The following is a 15,174-nucleotide window of genomic DNA, read 5'->3' as shown; positions in this document are numbered from 1 at the left end:
TCAATACCTTTTTATTCATTCGCCATTAACGCGCTTCAAAATCAATTCGAGGATCAACCCAGGTATACGTCAGGTCGGAGATAATGCTCAGTACCAAGCCGAGCAAGGTCATGATATAGAGAGAGCTGAACACCACTGGGTAATCTCGCTGAATGGTCGACTCAAAGCCAAGCAGACCGATACCTTCAAGTGAAAACATCACTTCAATCAACATAGAACCCGTGAAGAAAATACTAATAAATGCGCTAGGGAAACCCGCAATAATGATCAACATAGCGTTACGGAACACGTGCTTGTAGAGAATACTGCTCTCGTCCAAACCTTTTGCTCGCGCTGTCACCACATATTGCTTGTTGATTTCATCAAGGAAAGAGTTTTTGGTCAGCATGCTGAGCGTGGCAAAGCCGCCAATGACCATTGCAAAAATAGGCAACGCCAAGTGCCAGAAGTAGTCGCCAATTTGCTGATACCAATTGAGCTGGTCGAAGTTACTCGACACGAGTCCACGCAATGGGAACCAACTGAAGTAGTTACCACTCGCGAACAAAATAATCAGGATAATCGCAAACAAGAAGCCCGGAACAGCATAGCCGACAATCACCACCGCACTCGACCAAATATCAAACCGAGAACCGTGATGTATCGCCTTCATGATGCCTAAAGGTATCGAAATCACATAAATGATTAAGGTACTCCATAACCCTAAGGAGATGGAAACAGGCAGTCGCTCGATGATCAAATCAATAACGTTACCACCCTTAAACAAGCTTTCACCGAAGTTAAAGGTCGCGTAATTTTTCAACATTTCAAAGTAGCGAACATGAATCGGCTTATCAAAACCAAACTGCTTTTTGATTTCTTCAACCACTTCCGGATCAAGCCCACGAGAACCTTTATAGCCACTGGCAGACGCTTGGTCACTTTCGCTTAAATCAACTTCTTGTCCACCACCAGAAAAGCGCTCCATGATGCCGGAGTTATGCCCTTCTAATTGAGCAACAGCTTGCTCTACCGGACCTCCGGGCGCAATCTGGATAATGAAAAAGTTGATGGTGATGATCGCCCACAGCGTGGGGATCACCAACAGTAAACGCCGAAATATATACGCGGCCATGCTAACTAACTCCTAGCGACGTTTTTCAGGCAGCAAAGCCGCCTTCTCTTCTGAAATCCACCATGTATCAATACCTAAATCGTATTTAGGCAATACATCTGGACGCTCAAACTTATCCCACATTGCTACGCGGTACTCACCAACGTGCCATTGCGGGATGTTGTAGAAATTCCACTGTAATACACGGTCAAGTGAGCGACCTAGTGTAAGAAGTTTTTCAGGATGCTGTTGGTTACGCGCAATTTTTTCTGTTAACGCGTCAACCACCGGATCCATCACACCTGCAGTATTGTAAGTAGAATCAATGTAGTTAGAGTTCCAAACGATCATTAAGTTTGGGCTAGGGTAAGGGTTTGCAGAAAACGATGAAGACACCATGTCGAAGTCACGATCGCGCAAGCGCTTGATATACTGAGTGGTATCTATGGTTCGGATCTTCATCTCGATACCCATGCGCTTGAGATTCTTTTGAACTGGTGTTGCAATTCGCTCCGTGGTCGGGCTGTAAATCAATAACTCAAAAGACATTGGCTTACCACTCTTTGCGTTAGTCATTACTTTGTCTTTCAGTACCCAACCTGCTTCTTTCAATAGCTTGAAAGCGGTACGCATTTGGCTACGGATACGACCGCTACCATCGGTTACTGGCGGCTGGAATTCTTCAGTAAACACTCGTGGTGGGATTTGATCTTTATACTGCGACAGTAATTCAACTTCGTCTTCGCTTGGTAAGCCTTTCGCTTCATAGTCCGTGTTTTGGAAGTAACTACGAGTACGTTTGTACTGACCATAAAACATGTTCTTGTTCATCCACTCAAAGTCCATCGCGTACGTTAACGCTTCACGCACCTTAGGATCTGAGAACACAGGAGATTGAATATTGAAGACAAAACCTTGAGTCGTTTCAGGCTTCTCGTGGTTTATCTCTTCTTTAATGATGTAGCCTTTATCGAAATTTGCACCCGTGTAAGAGTTGGCCCAAAACTTAGCCGAGTTCTCGGTTCGAAGATCGAACTCCCCTGCTTTGAAGGCTTCCAACATTACCGTGTCGTCACGGTAGTAATCGTATTGCACCTGCTTGAAGTTATTACGGCCAACGTTAACTGGTAGGTCTGCTGCCCAGTAATTTTCATCTAGACCATAGGTAACACTTTGGCCCGATTTGTAGCTGATGATCTTATAAGGGCCACTACCGACTGGTGGCTCACTTAGCGGCTCAGACAGTTTTCTGTCTTTCCAGAAATGTTTCGGCAATACACGAGTGCTTTGCGCGAAGCTAAACAGTTTTTCGCGGTTTGGGCTGTTCATTTCAATGCGAACAACCAAATCAGAGACCGCTTTTACTGACTTAATCTCTTTGTAATACACACGATACTGAGGCACGCCCTCGGTTGAGAACTTGTCAAAAGTGAAGGCAACATCATGCGCGGTGATAGGCTCGCCGTCTTGGAATTTAGCATTTGGGTTGATGTCGATTTCCATCCAAGTGAAATCACTGGCGTAGCGAACCTTTGAAGCAATCAATGGATAGTACGCATCAATCTCGTCACTCGGAGAAAACATCAAGGTATCGTAAATCTCTCCGGTATAACTTGCAGCAACGCCGCGGGAACCGAATCGATTAAAGCTATCGTACGTACCTATGCTGCCATAGGTCACTTTGCCCTGCTTTGGCGCATCAGGATTAACGTAATCGAAGTGAGTGAAATCGGCTGGATATTTTGCTTCACCAAAACCAACCAGTTGTGTGGTTTCAATAACGGTGGCAGCAGGAGGTGATTGAGTTTCAGAAGCGTAAGTAACGGAGGGTTGTAAAGCAATAAGCGGCAACATGATTGCACATGACTTCAATTTAAACCTGAAAAACTGAGTGCGTTGCGAGGCTTTACTTCGAAAATTTGTTCCCATTTGATTCTCCCTTCAAATGTTATAAATTCTATATCCAACTTGATTGACCGGCTTTAAATGCACACCGTTAAAGCAAGTATAGGTTCAAATCTAACATCATGTAATAACTAATAAAACCATCAGCACTCCATCTATTACCGTTTATTTATAAATTACTTGGTCCGGTCTAAAGAAATAAAACGCGCTAGAACCGAAGCTGTATCAGTGACTAGCGCGAAGTGTTGTTGGTCTTAACTATTGAACGCCGTAACCATCAAAAACAAGTTCACCAATTTCATTGATCACAGTGTCACGCTCTGGAATGGCTAATTCGGTTTCCGTCAGAGAGATACTGATGATTAACGGAGCGCGAGTTTCACTCCACACGATAGCCGTGATAGCACGTGAGCCATAAGCGCCCGCTCCGGACCTATCGGCAATATTCCAACCATCAGGCAGAATCAAACGGATCATCCCATCGGAGACTTTATTATCCATCATCCAAGTCTTTAGCTGAGCTTTAGATTCTTCTGATAGCACGTTGCCATACACCAATTCGTTTAACGTTTTGACCATAGTGTTTGGTGTTGTGGTGTCACGCTGATCACCCGGACGAGCATGGTTCAAATCGGGTTCGATATGGTCAAGGCGTGTTTTTCTGTCTCCCATGAAACGCAAAAACTCAGTTAACCCGCTAGGCCCACCTGTGCTTCGTAACACTATATTAGCGGCCGTGTTGTCGCTCATTTCCATGGTTGCGGCACATGCGCTTCTGAGTGAGATCTCTTTACCGACAAACGATTTAGTAATCGGAGACCAAGCAATAAGCTCATCAGGTTCTATCCCAACTTTTGAATCTAAATCTAATCCTTCACTTTCATGGTCATAGAGAAGATTCGCACACGTTAAAGTTTTAAAGGTACTCATCATTGGAAAGCGTTCGTCGCCCTTATAATTCCATATTTGATCCGTCGCGGAATCGTAAACTGCGACACCAATGCGCGCCGAGATACGAGATTCGATTTTCGCAATAGAATATGCCTCAAGGGAATGACTCAATGACGATGTAGAGAAGAGAGCACTCAATGACATAAGAGTAAGGGAAGTATATTTTTTCATTCTTTAACCATCACAAAACGATCGATTGATCGCAGATAAAAATAAATGCGACGCCTTAAAAGCGTCGAGTGGAGAGAATCTAAGCAAAAAACGACTCTCTAATCTAGAGCCAATGAAAATAAGTGGCTAAACCCGAACAATATCTTCATATTTTAGATATCCTTAAAGGAGTGATTTCAATAGGATTCAACCTTGAACAAACCAAACCAAATAACATTCGCAACGTTCAACCTTTTGAACTACCTCGAACCACCGAATGCTTATTATGATTTTGAAAATATCTACAGCTTCGACGAATGGCGAAAGAAACAAGGCTGGATAGCTGAAGCGATTCGTTCATTAGATTGTGATGTGATTGGCTTCCAAGAGATATTTAGCCCGCAGTCTTTAGAGCAGTTAATGAATGAACTTGGCTACCCTTACTTTGCAGTAGTCGATAGCGCACACGTTGAAGATGATTACCTATATACCTCACCTGTCGTTGGTATTGTTTCCCGTTACCCGATTGAAAACGTACAGCCTGTTAGACCAGATTCGACGTTACTGACAGCATTCAACCTTGGCGACAAATTCTCATTCAACAGAACGCCTGTTCACACAACGATTACGTTACCCCATTTAGGTTCAACCGACTGTTATGTGGTGCACTTCAAATCACAACGACCGACAGAACCAAAAGCAGAATCGGTCAATGTAGACAACGCTCAGCAAGGTAAAAAACCACAAAGTGACACGCTCACTCGCTTACACCAAGAACAACTTGGCTCTTGGTTATCCAGTGCCCAACGCGGTCTAGAAGCTCAGATGCTGCATCAATACATCACCCATCAACGCTACCAGACCGATCAACCTGTCGTGTTGATGGGTGACTTTAATAAGCCTCTATTCAACGACGAGTTTAAAGGACTGTTGAGTTACTCAATCAACCGAGACGAAAACAGCAAGCATTGGCTGTCCCACTTTCGCTTAAAAGACAGCTGGGATCTTTACCATCAGCTACATGAAGAAGACTTGCTTGCACAGCGTAAGCCGACCCATTACTACGGCGCTTCTGGTTCTGTGCTGGACTACATTTTAATGTCAAACGAGTTTGACTGTCAGAACTCCTCGAGTTTGATGGAGATCTCTAGCTATACAGTGTTAGACCATCACCTAATTAATCCAAGCTTCGAGCATGACCAATTCAGTACGGACCATGCCATCGTTGCTGTAACAGCTCATACACGAGAAGCGTAAAATAAGTAAATCAACACATTCACCCTGCAAATAAATAGTGATTACGATCACCAAAACACGCACCATCGAAACGTTTCGATGATCGTTATCACACTCTAAAACAATCAAACGTGCAAATGATAAATCACACATTATTATCAATATCGAAACGTTTCGATGGCTTTTCTTGAGTTGTTCTCAACCCATTAAACGTTATTTTTCGATAGGTCGTGATATGAAAAAAAGTACTCTAATAAACTCTGAACTCTCTTACTTAGTGGCGACTCTTGGCCACACAGATGAAATCACGATTTGTGACGCGGGCTTACCAATTCCAGACCACGTAACTCGTATTGATCTTGCTTTGACTCACGGTGTCCCAAGCTTTCAGCAAACGGTAAAAACCATGCTGGATGAATCTCAAATCGAAGGCGTTGTGATTGCAGAAGAGTTTGCGAAAGTAAGCCCAGAGCACCACGCAGCGCTGATTGATTTAATCAAGACAGAAGAAGCACGTTGTGGCAAATCGCTTTCGATTACTTATATCACTCATGAAGAATTCAAACAGCGAACGCATGAAAGCCGTGCAGTGATTCGCACTGGTGAATACACACCATACGCAAATGTTATTTTCCAAGCTGGCGTAACCTTTTAGCTCAAGCAAAACGCAATGACAGTTCAGTGTCATCACTGAACCAAAAGAATACATAGACAGAACAATCAAATACAACTGGCCCCGAGTAAAGGAACCGACATGACTCAAGCCATTTTAGAACTTAGCTCAATTGAGAAAGCTTTCCCTGGTGTTAAAGCACTGGATAAGGCAAGCCTCAACGTTTACCCAGGACGCGTAATGGCGTTAATGGGTGAAAACGGTGCGGGTAAATCAACACTCATGAAAGTGTTGACGGGTATCTATCACTTGGATGGCGGCACTATCGCCTACCAAGGAAAGCCTGCCGCATTTAAAGGGCCGCGTGATTCTCAACAAGCAGGCATTAGCATCATTCACCAAGAACTGAATCTAATTCCTGAGTTGACCATTGCCGAGAACATCTTCTTAGGTCGTGAAATCACGGGCACCATGGGTCGCATCTTGTGGAACGAAATGTACCAAGAAGCGGACAAGTTACTTAAACGCCTTAACGTAAAACACAGCTCAAAAACACCTTTAGGCCAGCTAAGTCTTGGTGAGCAGCAAATGGTAGAGATCGCGAAAGCCCTATCGTTTGAATCTAAGGTCATCATTATGGATGAGCCGACAGATGCGCTAACCGATACTGAAACTGAGTCTCTGTTTAAGGTGATTAACGAACTGCGCGATGAAGGCTGTGGCATTGTTTACATCTCTCACCGTTTGAAAGAGATCTTCGAGATTTGTGATGACATCACAGTGCTTCGTGACGGTAAGTTCATTGGTCAGTGTGAAGTAAATGACACCGACGAAGATGGCCTAATCGAAATGATGGTTGGCCGTAAGCTAGACGAGCAATATCCACGTATCGGCCAGAGCCACGGTGAAACCTGTCTTGAAGTGATTGGCCTGACGGGTTCTGGTGTTCACGACGTGAGCTTTACGCTAAAACGCGGTGAAATCCTGGGTGTATCTGGCCTAATGGGTGCGGGTCGTACCGAACTGATGAAAGTGATTTACGGTGCCCTTCCAAGTGAACGCGGTGTCATCAACCTGGAAAACAAAACCATTAATCCTGTAAGTCCAAAAGATGGTCTTACCAATGGTATTGCTTACATCTCTGAAGACCGTAAAGGCGATGGTTTAGTGCTTGGGCTTTCAGTGAAAGAGAACATGTCGCTATGTTCACTGGATCTACTGACTAAGAGTGGTCAAATTCAACACCAAGACGAAGTGATGGCGGTTGATGATTTCATCAAGCTATTCAACATCAAAACACCAACTCGCGAGCAAATTATTGGTAACCTTTCTGGTGGCAACCAACAGAAAGTGGCTATCGCTAAAGGGTTGATGACTAAACCAAAAGTATTGATTCTCGACGAACCAACTCGTGGTGTCGATGTCGGTGCTAAGAAAGAGATTTACCAACTCATTAATAAATTTAAAGCCGACGGCATGAGCATCATCTTAGTTTCATCTGAAATGCCAGAGGTATTAGGAATGAGTGACCGCATCATGGTGATGCATGAAGGCCGTGTAAGCGGTGAATTTGATGCAAAAGAAGCAAACCAAGAATTATTACTGGCGTGTGCGGTCGGTAAAAAGCTCAACGAGGACGCAGCATGAGTACTAAAACCATAAACAAAACAACTGAAACTGAAGCGCCAAAGAAGAAACCGTTAATCAGTAAAGAGTGGCTGATTGATCAAAAGTCATTAATTGCTTTGATCTTCCTGATTGTTGTCGTTTCTTTTCTAAATCCGAATTTCTTTACTGTCGACAACATCCTAAACATTCTGCGCCAAACCTCTATCAACGCCATTATCGCAGTGGGTATGACGCTGGTTATCTTAACCGCAGGTATCGACTTGAGTGTTGGTTCGGTACTGGCACTTTGTGGTGCATTCGCAGCCAGCATGATTGGTATGGAAATCCCAGTGATGATCGCAGTGCCAACCGCTCTAGTCGCAGGTGCTGCATTAGGTGCTATCAGTGGTGTGATTATCGCCAAGGGTAAGGTTCAAGCCTTCATCGCAACACTAGTCACCATGACTCTATTGCGCGGCGTAACCATGGTTTACACAGATGGTCGTCCTATTTCAACGGGCTTCACTGACACAGCGGACGCATTCGCTTGGTTCGGTACAGGCTACGCAATGGGCATCCCAGTTCCAGTATGGATCATGGTCGTGGTATTCGCAGCAGTGTGGTACCTACTTAACCACACACGCTTTGGTCGTTACGTTTACGCACTGGGTGGCAACGAATCAGCCACTCGCCTATCAGGCATCGACGTAGACAAAGTAAAAATCGGTGTTTACGCAATCTGTGGTCTGTTAGCAGCAGTGGCAGGCATCATCGTGGCATCTCGTTTGTCATCAGCTCAACCAACCGCAGGTATGGGTTATGAATTAGACGCCATTGCCGCCGTAGTTCTGGGTGGCACAAGCTTGGCCGGCGGTCGTGGTCGCATCATGGGCACATTGATTGGTGCTCTGATTATCGGTTTCCTAAACAACGCCCTAAACCTATTAGACGTATCTTCTTACTACCAGATGATTGCAAAAGCAGTGGTTATTCTTCTGGCGGTATTGGTCGACAACAAAAACAAATAAACCTATTCACATCCTAGGTTAATACAAGTAACACCCTGTTTTACCTTAAAATATTAGAATCTATAAATAATGTAACTACGAGCTAGGACTCACCTCCTAGCTCACCCTACACAAAGGACTTACACCATGAAAAAATTAGCGACTCTTATTTCTGCTGCTCTTCTTTCTACAACAGTATCTGTGTCTGCACAGGCGCAAGATACAATGGCAATCGTTCTGTCTACATTGAACAACCCATTCTTTGTAACCATGAAAGATGGCGCAGAAGCGAAAGCTGAAGAGCTAGGCTACAAGCTTATCGTTCTTGATTCTCAAAACGACCCAAGCAAAGAGCTGTCGAACATTGAAGATCTAACCATTCGTGGTGTTAAGGCAATCCTGATCAACCCAACAGATTCAGACGCTGTGTCTAACGCGATTCGTATTGCTAACCGCTCAGACATCCCTGTACTAACGCTAGACCGTGGCGCAAGCCGTGGTGACGTAGTGAGCCACATCGCTTCTGATAACGTAATCGGCGGTGAAATGGCAGGCCACTTCATCATGGAAAAAGTGGGTGAAAAAGCAAAGGTAATCCAACTTGAAGGTATCGCTGGTACTTCTGCTGCTCGTGAACGTGGTGAAGGCTTTATGAACGCAGTAAACGGCAGTGACCTTGAGCTTCTAGCAAGCCAACCAGCTGATTTCGACCGTACTAAAGGTCTGAACGTAATGGAAAACTTGCTTGCAGCTAACCCAGACGTACAAGCGGTATTCGCTCAAAACGATGAAATGGCTCTAGGTGCACTTCGCGCCGTTCAAGCTTCAGGTAAAGAAGTGATGATCGTTGGCTTTGATGGCACTGAAGACGGCATCGCAGCAGTTAACCGCGGCCTACTTGGCGCAACGGTTGCACAACAGCCTGACCTAATCGGTTCTCTAGGTATCGAAATGGCAGACAAAGTACTGAAAGGCGAAACAGTAGACGAGTACGTTCCAGTACCTCTAAAAATCATCGCTAAGTAATCGTTACTAGATAACGCAATATAAAGCAGGGGTCCCCTATCCCCTGCTTTGCTTGACTCATTAGCGCACTGGCTCAAGACAAAAGCAAAACCCGATAGTGCATCGCTGTTTCTCATAAGCCGCTAACAAGGCTAGCAATGAACGTAATGTGAATTAACGTAATGAGAAAGACCTATGCATTTTCAAATACGATATATCATAAGGCTCGTATCATGACTCAACTGATTGTTTTAGGTAGCGTTAACGCTGACCACGTACTGCAAGTTCCTTCGTTCCCTCGTCCGGGTGAAACCTTGATTGGCGGTAACTATCAGGTCATTCCTGGCGGTAAAGGCGCAAACCAAGCCGTAGCAGCAGCAAGATTAAACGCAGACATTGGCTTCATCGCCTGTGTTGGTGACGACCCATTTGGCACCAACATTCGTCAAGATTTTTCTAAAGATGGTATCAACATCGACGGTGTGATCGTTGCAGACAACACGCCGACGGGCATCGCGATGATCCAAGTATCAGCAACCGGTGAAAACAGCATTTGTCTTTCAGCAGAAGCCAACGACAAACTGACTTGCGATCAAATCGAACCGCACCTAGAAAAGATTCGCGGCGCTAAATACCTACTGACTCAGCTTGAAACGCCAATTGAAGGCATTGAATACGCAGCAAAAGTAGCAAAAGAGAGTGGAACTAAAGTGATTCTTAACCCGGCTCCTGCTCGTCCATTATCGGATTCGCTGCTTGCTTGTGTTGACGTGATTACACCAAACGAAACCGAAGCTGAAGTGCTAACTGGCATTACCGTTACGGACAACGCATCTGCTCATCAAGCTGCGTTGGCTCTGCATACTAAAGGCATTGAAACGGTAATGATCACGCTAGGCGCGAAAGGCGTGTGGGTGAGTCATCGCGGTCAAGGTAATGAAGCTAGCGAAGGTGAATTAATCGCAGGCTTCCGTGTTGAAGCAACAGACACAACCGCCGCTGGTGACACCTTTAACGGCGCGTTAGTGACAGGCTTGCTTGAAGATATGCCACTAGAGCGTGCGATTAAATTTGCCCACGCTGCAGCTGCTATCTCTGTAACACGCTTTGGTGCTCAAACGTCGATTCCAAGCCGTGCGGAAACCGATGCGTTTTTGGCAGAGCAACTGTCTGCTTAGCTTGATACCTATTTGAAGGCTTAAGTCCTGAGCTAAACCATGGTTAACGGATGTTAGCCTTCAAATTCGGTAACAACAAATAACAAGCATAAGCCCCTGTTTTCAGGCAGAATATCGCCCAACGTGGAAGGTTATTCCCACAAGGATTTTTTATGGCAACAATGAAAGACATCGCACGGCTCGCAAAGGTTTCGACTTCTACCGTGAGCCACGTGATCAACAAATCACGCTTTGTCAGTGAAGAGATTGCTGAGCGTGTTAACAGTGCAGCTAAAGAACTAAACTATGCGCCTTCTGCATTGGCTCGCAGCTTGAAAATGAAGCAAACCAAAACCTTGGGAATGCTAGTGACCACATCCACCAACCCCTTTTTTGGTGAAGTAGTAAAAGGTGTGGAACGTCGTTGCTATGAAAAAGGCTACAATCTTATCTTGTGTAACACCGAAGGCGATAGCGAACGCATGAAATCCTCTATCGATACCTTGCTGCAAAAGCGTGTCGATGGCTTGATGCTGATGTGTTCTACCCTTGAAGGCGAACATATCGATGTATTTGATCGCTACCCAGAACTGCCTGTTGTGGTAATGGACTGGGGCCCGATGCTGTTTGCGAGCGATAAGATCCAAGATAACTCGCACCAAGGTGGCTACATGGCAACCAAACACCTGATCGATAATGGTCACTCGGATATTGGCTGTATTACTGGCCCACTGCATCGCAATCAAGCTTCGTCTCGTTATCAAGGCTTCAAGCAAGCAATGGAAGAAGCCAACTTAGAGATCAACCCTAAGTGGATTGTTGAATCCAACTTTGAATGTGACGGTGGTTTTGACTCTTATCAGACATTGAAAACTCGTGGCGAAATGCCGTCTGCTTTGTTCGTCAGTAACGATATGATGGCGATGGGCGTGATTCACGCTGCGGCGCAAGATGGCACATCGATTCCGAATGATCTGTCTATCATTGGCTACGATGACATCCACCTGTCGAAGTACATGACACCCGCGTTAAGTACAATCCACCAGCCAAAGCACCGTTTAGGCAAAGTCGCAGTAGATACCCTTTTAAGCAGACTACAAACTCCTGATGCTTACCCACAGGTTGTGGAACTCGAACCAACATTAGTCGAACGAAGTAGCGTAAAAGCAATCTAGATCGTCTGCTAAAAAAAGTAACAAGGCATATCAACAGACTCACAACGGGCTGATATGTAAGTATCCCAGCTGTCTTGAAGTTACCTACATACGAAAGATGGTCATGACACAAGATGTAATGCTTAAAGACGGTCTAATGTAGGATAAGAATAACGCCAAAAATTAGCTATTGATGCCATGGTCTCTTGTTATGTTCGTACCTAAAAGTACGTTGAAAGAATATCTAGTTCCATATCAAGAAAGCCAGGATAGTAGAACTTATAACCTTCCGAGATGAGGTCATTTATCAGAAAATTAAAGCGCTTTAGAGCCATACAATATGACTGCATGGCATCTACACCATAAATATACTCGTCAATACCCAATGCCAGAACACTAAATTTACAACGATAGTCACCCGTTGAACCTGGTTCAGGCAAACCTAGCTCAATAATCAAATTTAGCGCTTTATCATTAGGTTTTTTCACTACATATTCGCTAACTATCATAACGATTCCTCATAGTACATAGACATAATGCCCCCAAGAAAGGTACTAGGCTCCAGTATCATGGGCTAACTTAAGAAACCTTGGGCGAGCAATGGATTTTAATTCTAAGACGAACAAAACTATTTTATGAACACCATACCATATGGTAACATTTAGTTAATATAAATAATAATTGAGAACCGTTATAATGCTTAATAAAATCGTCCTGATTTTTTCAATACTACTCATATCTGGCTGTGCAAATAATGCCATCCTTGAACTTCAGCAGCTTGATTCAACTAAAATAGAAAATAAAAGTATCCAGATCATTGATGATGGACGCACTAAAGAGTCAATTAAACATATCATTGCAAGTAAATTAGATGAGTACGGTTTCCAATATGAAGTCGTCGATATTTCGCAATCTAATTCTAGCACTACTGATAACCCAAAACTGACCTACTCTGCAAATTGGTGGTGGGATATGGCTAGTTACATGCGCTTTCTAAATGTTGAAATAAAAGACAACAAGCAAACCGTAGCACTTGTGAAAATTGACACGGTAAAATGTGGTGGATTTGACAAGTTTGGTTCAGCTCAACGCCGCACAGAAATTACTCTAGATCTACTATTAAGTAATTTAACTGAAGAAGAAGCAAACGAGTTAATCTGTCTTGGCGGCCAGCCAAACCAGTAATATTCGAAGGCCTCATAAAAATGAGGCCTACTTATATTTTGATATATAAACCCTGTCATATTGATTTATTGTTATGTGACTTGCGTTTAAATACGTTGTACAGAGCGCACTGGTACCCAGCCAATTTCGCATGTTGATCTCGAAACTCGATACCACTCATTGAGTTCATGCAGCACTGTCAGCTTTTCACCGATGACGGTATCGATCTCAACATTGTCATAATCTTCAAGCATTACCCCTAAGGAGCTGCTTTCGACCTTTTCTATATATTGAATTGGAGCCCAGCCTTGCTCACCAGTATCATTGGTTATAAAAATCCAATTGGGAAATTCGTCATCTATTTCACCCAGCGTTATTTTATCGCCTCGCTTCAAATAAAACGGATTTGGGTACTCTGAGACATGCTGTTGAGTAGTAACTACTTCCATATATCCTCCAAAGTATCAACGTTGTATTAAGTAGTGAGCAACGCTACCACCAAACCTAAACCATTGTGCCGTAAACACTAAATTCAAGGCAAACCGAAAATGCCAAGCGTTGGGAGTCTGCCTTAAATGTTTTGTATGGTGTAAGTTTAACGATGCTTGTACTGAGTTGGGCAATAAGATCTTGTAATATCAAAGCTTCGCAGTTTTTGGTGTTTGGTTAAGCGTCCCGAAACTCGAGAGCGCCACAATTTAAAACTGCCGCTTCTCAGTTTACTACGCATGAAGCGAATAACCTCAGCTTCATTCAAGCCGAATTGTAATTCTATCGCCTCAAACGGAGTTCTATCTTCCCATGCCATTTCAATAATTCTAGATGCTCTTTCTTCTTGTAGAGTCATTTTGTATTCCTAAGTTAAAAAGTCGCATTTTGTACGTTAATTTCTAGCTTATGGTTCACAAAATATATAGCTTAACCTTCAAAACGGTAAGGAGTCGCACTTCAAACTTGATACTAAGAGTTACTATCTTGAGGTCGTTCGGTTTATCAGTTCAATAACACTTGGTGGTGCCGCATCATCTGAGATGATACCTGTTGCCGAAGGTTTGAATATTGATTGTAGAACTAACTGCCTTTCTTCAGGAGAAGAAGCGCCTCCCTCACTTAAGAGAGCTAGGTAAGATTTAGTCATTATAATTCTTTCCTGCGAACTTAATTCAAGATGATTATGACTAAGATACATTCTTACCAAAATTCTTATGAGCCATACAGCTAAAGATGTCGCAAATACAATAACTCCGATCTTCCCCCAAACAATTGAGTCCGTAGAAAGAACTTCCCAACCAACCCACGTTATTAAAGCAAAAATGAACGGAGCGATAATTAAAGATGCAATACCAAAGTATTTTGCTCGTTTCCTGTGGAACTTTTTATTATCTTCCCAATATGAAACAGGTGCTTTGAGTTGGATTTCACTTTTGTATGACTCAACAAAATTGGATATTTTTTCTTTAGCTTTCTGTTTTTCAGACTCCAGTTTAGTGTTTAGTTCTTCAATCTGACTTTCGTACCTTTTGGAATTGAGGTTGATAGTTTCCTGTAAGTCAGTTTCAACCCGATCAACAAATGTATCCTTGTTTTCTTCAGCCTCTTGAATAGCCTTTTTTACTCTGTCATCTAAGCTGATGACTAATTGTTCAGATTCTCGGGCTCGTTTCTCTAGAGCAATAGACTCACTTTCCAAAGACTCTTGTTGCTTTTTAGCCTGTATTCTGATCTCTGACATCAAATCTAGAAATTGCTGTAACAATACCCTCAATGTCAGAGTCTTGTTGGTTCAAAAGCGTGCGTAAACAACTAACTGCAACAGCTTTATCCTCAATACTGTTGATGAAGCGACCAGTTACACTTTGAGATAAGAATATTTTTCGTTCTTGGCTTAGTTCTTCTATTTTTTCTTCAAAAGTCTGTAGTTTGCTGTCTGATGGACTAGCTTTTTGTAGCTCTTTATTGAGTTTAAGTCCTATTTGGTTAAGTTGCTCATATCCATCCAAACCATGATCTATACCTTCTAACCAAGACCAACTTTCTATCTCTTGTTGTAACTTGTGCATCTAATCTCCTTGTAACTTCTAACGCTAAGCTAAGTAGTGAGCAACGCAATACGAAGCCACCGCATAACACC

At 43.4% G+C, this 15,174-nt stretch carries 16 protein-coding genes; 8 read left to right on the top strand and 8 right to left on the bottom strand.

The window, feature by feature from the left end; translation table 11 throughout:
* Positions 1-25: 25 nt before the first annotated feature.
* The 3 genes from ACED48_RS11875 to bla all read right to left on the bottom strand — a co-directional run bounded on the left by ACED48_RS11875 (position 26) and on the right by bla (position 4,120).
* Complete coding sequence (locus ACED48_RS11875; RefSeq protein WP_017058463.1) at positions 26-1,114, bottom strand: microcin C ABC transporter permease YejB; 1,089 nt, start codon at positions 1,112-1,114, stop codon at positions 26-28.
* 12 nt (positions 1,115-1,126) lie between these two features.
* Positions 1,127-3,022, bottom strand: coding sequence for an extracellular solute-binding protein (locus ACED48_RS11870; protein WP_017058464.1), 1,896 nt, complete (start codon positions 3,020-3,022; stop codon positions 1,127-1,129).
* Between the two features lie 234 nt (positions 3,023-3,256).
* Positions 3,257-4,120, bottom strand: coding sequence for a class A beta-lactamase (gene bla / locus ACED48_RS11865; RefSeq protein WP_029627291.1), 864 nt, complete (start codon positions 4,118-4,120; stop codon positions 3,257-3,259).
* Between the two features lie 192 nt (positions 4,121-4,312).
* On the opposite strand from bla, the gene ACED48_RS11860 reads away from it, so the two are divergent.
* From ACED48_RS11860 to ACED48_RS11830, 7 genes are all read left to right on the top strand, one after another.
* Complete coding sequence (locus tag ACED48_RS11860; protein ID WP_017058466.1) at positions 4,313-5,356, top strand: endonuclease/exonuclease/phosphatase family protein; 1,044 nt, start codon at positions 4,313-4,315, stop codon at positions 5,354-5,356.
* 214 nt (positions 5,357-5,570) lie between these two features.
* Positions 5,571-5,990, top strand: coding sequence for a D-ribose pyranase (rbsD, locus tag ACED48_RS11855; RefSeq protein ID WP_017058467.1), 420 nt, complete (start codon positions 5,571-5,573; stop codon positions 5,988-5,990).
* A gap of 99 nt (positions 5,991-6,089) precedes the next feature.
* Positions 6,090-7,595 carry a ribose ABC transporter ATP-binding protein RbsA gene (rbsA, locus tag ACED48_RS11850; RefSeq protein ID WP_017058468.1) on the top strand — a complete coding sequence of 502 codons (1,506 nt, stop codon included), beginning with the start codon at positions 6,090-6,092 and terminating at the stop codon, positions 7,593-7,595.
* A complete protein-coding gene (gene rbsC, locus ACED48_RS11845) occupies positions 7,592-8,584 on the top strand; it encodes a ribose ABC transporter permease (RefSeq protein ID WP_017058469.1) in 993 nt (330 codons plus the stop codon). Before rbsA ends, rbsC begins: the two co-directional genes overlap by 4 nt.
* Before the next feature lie 126 nt (positions 8,585-8,710).
* Positions 8,711-9,589, top strand: a complete 879-nt coding sequence (rbsB, locus tag ACED48_RS11840; RefSeq protein WP_017058470.1) for a ribose ABC transporter substrate-binding protein RbsB — start codon at positions 8,711-8,713, stop codon at positions 9,587-9,589.
* Between the two features lie 212 nt (positions 9,590-9,801).
* Complete coding sequence (gene rbsK / locus ACED48_RS11835) at positions 9,802-10,746, top strand: ribokinase (RefSeq protein WP_017058471.1); 945 nt, start codon at positions 9,802-9,804, stop codon at positions 10,744-10,746.
* 152 nt (positions 10,747-10,898) lie between these two features.
* Positions 10,899-11,900, top strand: a complete 1,002-nt coding sequence (locus tag ACED48_RS11830) for a substrate-binding domain-containing protein (protein WP_017058472.1) — start codon at positions 10,899-10,901, stop codon at positions 11,898-11,900.
* A 200-nt stretch (positions 11,901-12,100) separates the two neighbouring features.
* Here the strand turns inward: ACED48_RS11830 and ACED48_RS11825 are convergent, their stop codons facing one another.
* Positions 12,101-12,388: a hypothetical protein gene (locus tag ACED48_RS11825; protein WP_017058473.1), complete on the bottom strand. Its 288-nt coding sequence runs from the start codon at positions 12,386-12,388 to the stop codon at positions 12,101-12,103.
* Positions 12,389-12,575: 187 nt separating this feature from the next.
* On the opposite strand from ACED48_RS11825, the gene ACED48_RS11820 reads away from it, so the two are divergent.
* Positions 12,576-13,064, top strand: a complete 489-nt coding sequence (locus tag ACED48_RS11820) for an Sbal_3080 family lipoprotein (protein ID WP_017058474.1) — start codon at positions 12,576-12,578, stop codon at positions 13,062-13,064.
* A gap of 86 nt (positions 13,065-13,150) precedes the next feature.
* Here the strand turns inward: ACED48_RS11820 and ACED48_RS11815 are convergent, their stop codons facing one another.
* The 4 genes from ACED48_RS11815 to ACED48_RS11800 form a co-directional block, all read right to left on the bottom strand.
* Complete coding sequence (locus ACED48_RS11815) at positions 13,151-13,492, bottom strand: SH3 domain-containing protein (protein WP_017058475.1); 342 nt, start codon at positions 13,490-13,492, stop codon at positions 13,151-13,153.
* 146 nt (positions 13,493-13,638) lie between these two features.
* Positions 13,639-13,890: a TIGR03643 family protein gene (locus ACED48_RS11810; protein WP_017058476.1), complete on the bottom strand. Its 252-nt coding sequence runs from the start codon at positions 13,888-13,890 to the stop codon at positions 13,639-13,641.
* 123 nt (positions 13,891-14,013) lie between these two features.
* The gene (locus tag ACED48_RS11805) at positions 14,014-14,775 is read right to left on the bottom strand and encodes a DUF6161 domain-containing protein (RefSeq protein WP_017058477.1); all 762 of its coding nucleotides are present in this window, start codon (positions 14,773-14,775) and stop codon (positions 14,014-14,016) included.
* Positions 14,750-15,103, bottom strand: a complete 354-nt coding sequence (locus ACED48_RS11800; protein WP_017058478.1) for a hypothetical protein — start codon at positions 15,101-15,103, stop codon at positions 14,750-14,752. The genes ACED48_RS11805 and ACED48_RS11800 overlap by 26 nt, the downstream gene beginning before the upstream one ends.
* Between the last annotated feature and the right edge of the window lie 71 nt (positions 15,104-15,174).

The sequence above is a fragment of the Vibrio sp. 5S239 genome, assembly GCF_041439575.1.
GTDB classification, from domain to species: domain Bacteria; phylum Pseudomonadota; class Gammaproteobacteria; order Enterobacterales; family Vibrionaceae; genus Vibrio; species Vibrio kanaloae.
Note: the sequence above shows the minus strand (reverse complement) of the source record. Positions and strands in the feature narration are given on the sequence as shown.

Coding starts and splice junctions, on each gene's coding strand:
- ACED48_RS11875 (WP_017058463.1), bottom strand. CDS start 1,114: ATGGCCGCGTATATATTTCGGCGTTTACTGTTGGTGATCCCCACGCTG.
- ACED48_RS11870 (WP_017058464.1), bottom strand. CDS start 3,022: ATGGGAACAAATTTTCGAAGTAAAGCCTCGCAACGCACTCAGTTTTTC.
- bla (WP_029627291.1), bottom strand. CDS start 4,120: ATGAAAAAATATACTTCCCTTACTCTTATGTCATTGAGTGCTCTCTTC.
- rbsD (WP_017058467.1), top strand. CDS start 5,571: ATGAAAAAAAGTACTCTAATAAACTCTGAACTCTCTTACTTAGTGGCG.
- rbsA (WP_017058468.1), top strand. CDS start 6,090: ATGACTCAAGCCATTTTAGAACTTAGCTCAATTGAGAAAGCTTTCCCT.
- rbsC (WP_017058469.1), top strand. CDS start 7,592: ATGAGTACTAAAACCATAAACAAAACAACTGAAACTGAAGCGCCAAAG.
- rbsB (WP_017058470.1), top strand. CDS start 8,711: ATGAAAAAATTAGCGACTCTTATTTCTGCTGCTCTTCTTTCTACAACA.
- rbsK (WP_017058471.1), top strand. CDS start 9,802: ATGACTCAACTGATTGTTTTAGGTAGCGTTAACGCTGACCACGTACTG.
- ACED48_RS11830 (WP_017058472.1), top strand. CDS start 10,899: ATGGCAACAATGAAAGACATCGCACGGCTCGCAAAGGTTTCGACTTCT.
- ACED48_RS11825 (WP_017058473.1), bottom strand. CDS start 12,388: ATGATAGTTAGCGAATATGTAGTGAAAAAACCTAATGATAAAGCGCTA.
- ACED48_RS11820 (WP_017058474.1), top strand. CDS start 12,576: ATGCTTAATAAAATCGTCCTGATTTTTTCAATACTACTCATATCTGGC.
- ACED48_RS11815 (WP_017058475.1), bottom strand. CDS start 13,492: ATGGAAGTAGTTACTACTCAACAGCATGTCTCAGAGTACCCAAATCCG.
- ACED48_RS11810 (WP_017058476.1), bottom strand. CDS start 13,890: ATGACTCTACAAGAAGAAAGAGCATCTAGAATTATTGAAATGGCATGG.
- ACED48_RS11805 (WP_017058477.1), bottom strand. CDS start 14,775: ATGTCAGAGATCAGAATACAGGCTAAAAAGCAACAAGAGTCTTTGGAA.
- ACED48_RS11800 (WP_017058478.1), bottom strand. CDS start 15,103: ATGCACAAGTTACAACAAGAGATAGAAAGTTGGTCTTGGTTAGAAGGT.